Annotated in this window: 7 protein-coding genes; 1 reads left to right on the forward strand and 6 read right to left on the reverse strand. The window is 61.5% G+C overall.

Annotated features, from left to right (window positions below; genetic code table 11):
• Positions 1–129: 129 nt before the first annotated feature.
• The 6 genes from SOP95_RS15145 to SOP95_RS15170 form a co-directional block, all read right to left on the reverse strand.
• A complete protein-coding gene (locus tag SOP95_RS15145; protein WP_274076783.1) occupies positions 130–843 on the reverse strand; it encodes a PqiC family protein in 714 nt (237 codons plus the stop codon).
• Between the two features lie 176 nt (positions 844–1,019).
• Complete coding sequence (gene parC, locus SOP95_RS15150) at positions 1,020–3,287, reverse strand: DNA topoisomerase IV subunit A (protein ID WP_323607467.1); 2,268 nt, start codon at positions 3,285–3,287, stop codon at positions 1,020–1,022.
• A 7-nt stretch (positions 3,288–3,294) separates the two neighbouring features.
• Positions 3,295–3,819, reverse strand: a complete 525-nt coding sequence (locus SOP95_RS15155; protein ID WP_046819858.1) for a retropepsin-like aspartic protease family protein — start codon at positions 3,817–3,819, stop codon at positions 3,295–3,297.
• A complete protein-coding gene (locus SOP95_RS15160) occupies positions 3,816–4,805 on the reverse strand; it encodes an esterase-like activity of phytase family protein (RefSeq protein WP_274076781.1) in 990 nt (329 codons plus the stop codon). The genes SOP95_RS15155 and SOP95_RS15160 overlap by 4 nt, the downstream gene beginning before the upstream one ends.
• The gene (parE, locus tag SOP95_RS15165; RefSeq protein ID WP_274076780.1) at positions 4,805–6,712 is read right to left on the reverse strand and encodes a DNA topoisomerase IV subunit B; all 1,908 of its coding nucleotides are present in this window, start codon (positions 6,710–6,712) and stop codon (positions 4,805–4,807) included. The genes SOP95_RS15160 and parE overlap by 1 nt, the downstream gene beginning before the upstream one ends.
• Before the next feature lie 43 nt (positions 6,713–6,755).
• Entirely contained in the window at positions 6,756–7,364 is a 609-nt protein-coding gene (locus SOP95_RS15170) for a YqiA/YcfP family alpha/beta fold hydrolase (RefSeq protein ID WP_274076779.1), read from the reverse strand.
• 64 nt (positions 7,365–7,428) lie between these two features.
• Here SOP95_RS15170 and SOP95_RS15175 point away from each other — a divergent pair.
• Positions 7,429–7,635: hypothetical protein (locus SOP95_RS15175; protein ID WP_323607468.1), on the forward strand; the 207-nt coding region annotated here is incomplete at its 3' end.

Genomic DNA, 7,635 nt, shown 5'->3' on the forward strand with positions numbered 1-7,635 from the left:
GTGTACGACATCAATCACTGTAGGAGCGGGCTTGCCCGCGAAGAGGCCGGGACAGGCACTAGAGATCTCCAACCGGCAGAAACAACAAGGCCCGCATCAACGCGGGCCTTGTTTCCAATCCATCGAGCTTTAGAAGCGAAACACTTCCATATCCGTACGAATCGGCGCAGCCATCGGGATCTTCGGCTGTTTTTCCTGTTCCGCCGCCGGTGCTGCAGGCTTGGCGGCCGGCTTGCGTGGTGCTTCGGCGATCGGTGGCTGGTTGGCCAGTGGCTTGAGCGCTACCGAGAGCTGTTCAGCGAGCTTCTGCAGCAATACACCCTGTGCCTGGACCTGAGCCGCCGTGTTGCCGGCGTGCTGTTCCTGCAGGTGAATGATGCGGTTATCACGCACCTGGCCACGACGATCGATCAAACGCCATTGCGCATCGAGAATCGCCGGTTGCGACTTCCCCGAATCCAGGCGCGTGATGGTCAACAGCACTTGGACATCCGGCGTGAAGCCTGTGGTCGCAGGCGCCAGCACGACACGCTGGCTGTCCAGGTGGCCAGCCACCTGACGCAGCAACAGCTGGTCGATGTCGGAAGAGAGGCTGCCAGCCCAACGGCCGTCGGCCGAGGCTTGCAGGCTGCCATCGGGCTGACGCTGCAACAGGGTTTCGCGCTGCAGGTAGTCCGCCACGGTTACCGGGCCCAACAAAACCGCCATGCCCGCGCTTTGCGCAGGCTGAACCGGACTTCCGCTGTCCAGTTGATACAGCGACACCGGCTGGTGAACGCTGCAACCCGCCAGGCCAAGTACGCCGGCGAGCATCAAAATAAAAGGAAGGCGCAGAGCAGTCATCGTCCCATCCAGGTGATTGCCACAAGGCTAATCACAGTGAAAATACTCAATAAATATGAAGAACGCTCGGCCACGCCGGCGCTTGAAAGGCCATATCATCCGTGAATATGCGTTCCGACTCCAGCGCCAAAGCGTCGATCTACGCGTTAAATCGTAGATCGAGGCCTCTAGGACGCTTAATTGAGGTTTTCGACGAACAGCGCATCTACCCGCTGGAAGCCACGTGGCAGTTTGTTCCCACGACGACCACGCTCACCCTTGTAGTGCTCGAGGTCGTCCGCTTTCAGTGACAAGGTACGTTTTCCGGCCTGCAGCACCAAAGTGGCGCCCTCCGGCACAACGGCGATGTCCGTGACATATTCTTCGCGACTGGCCACACGCTCACCGGGAATCCCGATGATCTTGTTGCCTTTGCCCTTACCTAATTGTGGCAGATCGCTGATCTTGAAGATCAGCAGGCGACCTTCGGTGGTCACCGAAGCCAACCAGTTATGCTCACGATCGGCCACCGGACGCGGCAGGATCACCTTGGCGTTGTTCGGCAGGCTCAGCAGGGCCTTGCCCGCCTTGTTCTTGGCCTGCAGGTCTTCACCCTTGACCACGAAACCGTAACCGGCGTCCGAGGCGATGACGTACAGCGCATCGTCTTCGGGCATCAGCACGCATTCGAAACTCGCCCCTGGCGGCGGCGTCAGACGGCCGGTCAGCGGCTCGCCCTGACCACGGGCCGAAGGCAAGGTGTGTGCCGCCACCGAGTAACTGCGCCCGGTGGAGTCGATGAACACCGCAAACTGGTTGGAACGCCCCGCCGCCAACGCCTTGAAACCATCCCCAGCCTTGTAGGAGAGACCGGTGGCGTCGATGTCGTGACCTTTGGCGGAGCGCACCCAGCCTTTTTCCGACAGCACGACAGTGACTTTCTCGTTCGGCAGCAAATCGTGCTCGGTCAGCGCCTTGGCTTCGGCGCGCTCGACGATTGGTGAGCGACGGTCGTCGCCATAGGTCTCGGCATCCTTGATCAGCTCGGTGCGTACCAGCTTCTTCAGCTTGGCTTCGCTGCTCAGCAGGGCTTGCAGCTTGGCTTGTTCCTTGAGCAGTTCGTCCTGCTCGGAACGCAGCTTCATTTCTTCCAGCCGCGCCAATTGGCGCAAACGCGTGTCGAGGATGTAGTCGGCCTGGATTTCGCTCAGGGCGAAACGCTCGATCAGCGCGGCTTTAGGCTGCTCCTCGGTACGGATGATGTGGATCACTTCATCCAGGTTGAGGTAAGCGATCAACAAACCGTCCAACAGGTGCAGGCGACGCTCGACCTTGTCCAGGCGGAATTGCAGGCGGCGGCGTACGGTCCGGACCCGGAATTCCAGCCACTCGACCAGCAGGGCCCGCAGGTTTTTCAGCTGCGGCTTGCCGTCCAGGCCGATGATGTTGATGTTGACCCGGTAGCTCGACTCCAGCTCGGTGCTGGCGAACAGGTGCTGCATCAACGCATCGTGGTCAAAGTTTTTCCGGGCGCCCGGAATAATCACGATCCGGCACGGGTTCTCGTGGTCCGACTCGTCGCGCAAATCGGCAATTTGCGGAGCTTTCGAGGGTTTGGCCTGCATCATCGCCGCGATCTGTTCCAACACCTTGGCGCCGGAAACCTGATGTGGCAGCGCGGTGACGATGATGTCGCCGTCTTCAATGTAATAAACGGCGCGCATGCGCACCGAACCGCGGCCGGTCTCGTAGATTTTCAGCAGGTCGGCGCGCGGCGTGATGATTTCCGCTTCGGTCGGGTAATCCGGACCCTGGATGTGTTCACAGAGCTGTTCGACCGTGGCCTTGGGCTCGTCGAGCAAACGCACGCAGGCGCTGGCGACTTCGCGCAGGTTGTGCGGCGGCACGTCGGTGGCCATGCCCACGGCGATACCGGTGGTGCCGTTGAGGAGGATATTCGGTAAACGTGCCGGCAACACCAGCGGTTCGTCGAGGGTGCCGTCGAAGTTCGGGCCCCAGTCCGCCGTGCCCTGGCCCAGTTCGCTGAGCAGCACTTCGGAGTAGCGCGACAGCCGTGCCTCGGTGTAACGCATGGCGGCGAAGGACTTGGGATCGTCCGGCGCACCCCAGTTACCCTGGCCATCCACCAGCGTATAGCGATAGCTGAACGGCTGGGCCATCAGGACCATGGCTTCGTAACAGGCCGAGTCGCCGTGGGGGTGGAATTTACCGAGCACGTCACCGACGGTACGCGCCGATTTCTTGTGCTTGGAATCGGCGTCCAGCCCCAACTCGCTCATCGCATAAATGATGCGGCGCTGTACCGGTTTCAGGCCGTCGCCGATATGCGGCAAGGCACGGTCCATGATCACGTACATGGAGTAGTTGAGGTAGGCATTTTCGGTGAAGTCAGCCAGTGACCGGCGTTCTACACCGTCCAGGCTGAGATCAAGGGAGTCGCTCATGCGGGCCTCATCGGTTCGTTGTCTGGCGCAGCAGCATGGTGCCACCGCGCTGGGTAAATTCAAGTTTGTTCAGCGCGCTCATACCGAGCAGCACTTGCTCGCCATCCAGGCCTGGCACGACGATGGCGCGCACATCACGCAACACAATATCGCCCAGTTGCAGCCGGTCGACCCGGGTTCGATAACCCTCGGTGCGACCGTTGGCGGTGCTCAGGGTCACCCCGAAGCCTTGTTCCAGTTTCAGCCGTTCGGCCATTTGCGCCGGGATCGCCACATCGGTCGCCCCGGTATCGAGCATGAAATTCACCGGCTGGCCATTGATATGGCCGCTGGCAACGAAATGCCCCTGGCCATTGCTGACCAGTTTCACCTCGACGAAACCCTCGCCGCGTTCCGAGCTGACGACCACATTCGGATTTTGCTGACGCTCTTCCCACTGGCCGAAAAACCGCGTCGCCAGAAACAAAGCGGCGCACCAGGCCAGTACCATCAATACCCGACCGGCACGTTTGCCCGGCGTTTGCTGGCTCATGACTTGGCACTCCAGCCACCTTCAGGTACAGCAAAGCGCCAGACGATCGGACGGACCTCGCCATCGGCGCGGGCGCCGGTGTTGTTGTCGATGCCGATCCAGGCGCCCTCGGCGTCCACGATCAAGGCTTCCGTCAGGGCAAAGTCCTGGGGATAACGACGATTTTCCTGCAACGCCTCATCGGCAAACGACCAGCAGCGCTCGACCTTGGCTGTCACCGCATCACGACGGCAAATCTGGTACGCATTGCGCTCGAGGGTAAACAGCTTGCCGTCGAACCATGACAGGTCGGCAAAATCCCGGGGCATCGGCCTGGCGCTGGGAAATTGTGCCGGTTGCATCTCCTTTGCGCCTTCGCTCAGCAGCACACAGCCGCCATCGCAGTCCCAGACGGTCTGCTTGCGCTTGACCAGCAGCAACCCGCGGCTCTCGCGCTCGGCAGCCAACCACAACTGGTCACCTTGCGGATTGATCGCCAGGCCTTCGAACAATGCATTAAAGCGCAGCAACATACCGCTGGCCCGCGCCTCGCGCACCATGAGCGGCGAAATCTTCAGCCAGAAGGTTGGCCCGGTTGGCGGAATTTGCAGCACCGCCGCATGGGACTCGCTGACCACGTAGCGATTGCCAGCGCTGTCGCAGGTGATCCCTTCGAAATCCAGGTCACCGCCACGCACGAACGACGACACCCAGGCCCGCGAACGCAGGCCCCAGGGCAAGCCGCTTTCCGGCACGGGCGGCACGCCGATGCCCACCGCTTCCGCACGCCAGACACCCGCGCCCGTCTCGAGGCGGTAGATCTGGTCGTCGTCGCGGTCGGAGACCGTCCACAACTCCGTGCCGCACTGGGCCAGCCCGGACAGGTTGCCGCCGCGCATGCCGTCCACGGCGTGCTCGGACAACAGGCGCAGCTGCGGTGTCGGCTTGGCAGACACCGTCATCGAGGTCAGCAGCAACGCACACGCCAGGGCAAAGCCCAGCCGCATCAGCCCAGCACCTCCGCCAGGTTGCCCTTGGACTCCAGCCAGGTCTTGCGGTCGCCAGCGCGTTTTTTCGCCAGCAGCATGTCCATCATTTCCGAGGTCGCGTCGAAATTATCGCCCAGGGTCAGTTGCACCAGGCGCCGGGTGTTCGGGTCCATGGTGGTTTCGCGCAGCTGCGGCGGGTTCATTTCACCCAGGCCCTTGAATCGGGTGACCTGCGGCTTGCCGCGCTTCTTCTCGGCCACCAGGCGATCGAGAATGCCGTCGCGCTCGGCTTCGTCGAGGGCGTAGTAGATCTCTTTGCCCAGGTCGATGCGGTACAGCGGCGGCATGGCGACGTAGACGTGACCGGCATCCACCAGCGGGCGGAAATGCTGGACGAACAGCGCGCAGAGCAGGGTCGCAATGTGCAGGCCGTCGGAGTCGGCGTCGGCGAGGATGCAGATCTTGCCGTAGCGCAACTGGCTCATGTCCGCGGCACCCGGATCGACACCGATGGCCACGGCAATGTTGTGCACTTCCTGGCTGGCCAGCACTTCGCTGCCGTCGACTTCCCAGGTATTGAGGATCTTGCCGCGCAACGGCAGGATCGCCTGGAACTCTTTGTCCCGCGCCTGCTTGGCAGAACCACCGGCGGAATCACCTTCCACCAGGAACAGCTCGGAACGCATCGGGTCCTGCCCGGCGCAGTCGGCGAGCTTGCCCGGCAACGCCGGCCCCTGGGTGATGCGCTTGCGCTCGACCTTCTTGCTGGCCTTGAGGCGACGACCAGCGTTGTTGATCGCCAGTTCCGCCAGCGCCAGGCCGGTTTCCGGGTGCGCGTTGAGCCACAGGCTGAACGCATCCTTGACTACACCGGAGACGAACGCCGCCGCTTCACGGGACGACAGGCGTTCCTTGGTCTGGCCGGAGAACTGCGGCTCCTGCATTTTCATCGACAGCACAAAAGCGATGCGTTCCCAGACGTCTTCCGGCGCCAGCTTCACGCCGCGTGGCAACAGGCTGCGGAATTCGCAGAACTCGCGCATGGCGTCGAGCAGGCCTTGGCGCAAACCGTTGACGTGGGTACCGCCCTGGGCGGTCGGGATCAGGTTGACGTAGCTTTCCTGCACCGCGTCGCCACCTTCCGGCAGCCACAGCAGCGCCCAGTCCACGGCTTCCTTGTTACCGGCCAGGCTGCCGCAGAACGGCTCGTCCGGCAGGCGCTCGAATTCGCTGACCGCGTCGACCAGATAGGAACGCAGGCCGTCTTCGTAATGCCATTCGACTTTCTCGCCGCTGGCCTTGTCTTCAAAACTGACCAGCAGCCCCGGGCACAGGACGGCCTTGGCCTTGAGCACGTGCTTGAGGCGGCTGATGGAGAATTTCGGTGAATCGAAGTATTTCGGGTCCGGCGCGAAGAACACGCTGGTGCCGGTATTGCGTTTGCCGACCGTACCGAGAATTTCCAGCTCGGTTTTCTTGAAACCGTCGGCGAAGGTCATCTGGTATTCGTTGCCGTCACGTTTTACACGCACCCGGACTTCGGTCGACAAGGCGTTGACCACCGAAATACCCACCCCGTGCAGACCGCCGGAGAACTGGTAGTTCTTGTTGGAAAACTTGCCACCCGCGTGAAGCTTGGTGAGGATCAGTTCGACCCCGGAAACGCCTTCTTCGGGGTGAATGTCCACTGGCATGCCACGGCCGTCATCGCTGACTTCCAGCGAGTGATCGGCGTGGAGGATGACCTGCACCGATTTGGCATGCCCGGCCAAGGCTTCGTCGACACTGTTGTCGATGACTTCCTGGGCGAGGTGGTTCGGCCGACTGGTGTCGGTGTACATGCCGGGGCGTTTGCGCACCGGGTCGAGGCCCGAGAGGACTTCGATGGCGTCGGCGTTATAAGAGCTAGCGCTGGGAGTGGCCATGGGGTCTCGTCGTCAGTCTTTCATTGAAAATAGGGGCAAGGTTTCACAGCGCGGTGAAATCAATCGCCTGATACAAATCTGCGCCAATGCCGGCAAAACTCAGCATGGCCGGAAGCTGCTCGGCAAAACCCTGGAAACCATGGTCGCCACCGGCCTGGATGCGCAAGGCACAGGCCCGGTAATACTGTTGGGCGAGGCGATAGTCCAGTGTTTCGTCACCGGTCTGCAACCATACCTGATAGCGCTGCGGGTCCTGGGGTGCCGGCACTTCCAGCTCGGCGAGGGCCGTCACATGGTCGTGGGTCATTTCCCAGGCCTCGTCGGTATACAGGTTCTTCTGTGTACCCAGGAACCCGTCGAACATCCGGTGCGGACTGACGGCAGGGTTGATCAACAGGGCTTTCAAGCCATGGCGCTCGGCCAGGTGAGTCGCATAGTAGCCGCCGAGCGAGCTGCCGACCAGCAGTGGCCGTCCGAGCGCTTCAATCGCCTGCTCCAGCTGACCGATGGCCTCGCGGGGGTGGTGATGCAGGGCCGGCACGCGCAATTGGTCGCTCAAGCCCAGGCGTTCCATCACTTCGCTCAACTGGGTGGCCTTTTTCGACGCAGGCGCGCTGTTGAAACCGTGGATATAAAGGATCGAGCCGGACATTTGAACTCCCTGAGCTTCGGGTAAAGAGGCGGAGTTTACAGGGACTTTGGCACGTTGGGTGCCGATGAAATGCGATGCCTGTAGGAGCTTGCTTGCCAGCGAAAGCGGATTATCAAACAACATTGATGTTGATCGTGACGGCCTCTTCGCTGGCAAGCCAGCTCCTATGTATGGACTCGCCCCCACTGTCTACCCGCTTTTAAAAAACCGTCGCCCCGTTGCATCTATGTATAAGGCCTATTCGTGGAAGCCGTCTTCGGCTTCTGGCCAA

This window comes from Pseudomonas sp. YuFO8 (assembly GCF_035065025.1).
Classification (GTDB): Bacteria; Pseudomonadota; Gammaproteobacteria; order Pseudomonadales; family Pseudomonadaceae; genus Aquipseudomonas; species Aquipseudomonas putida_AE.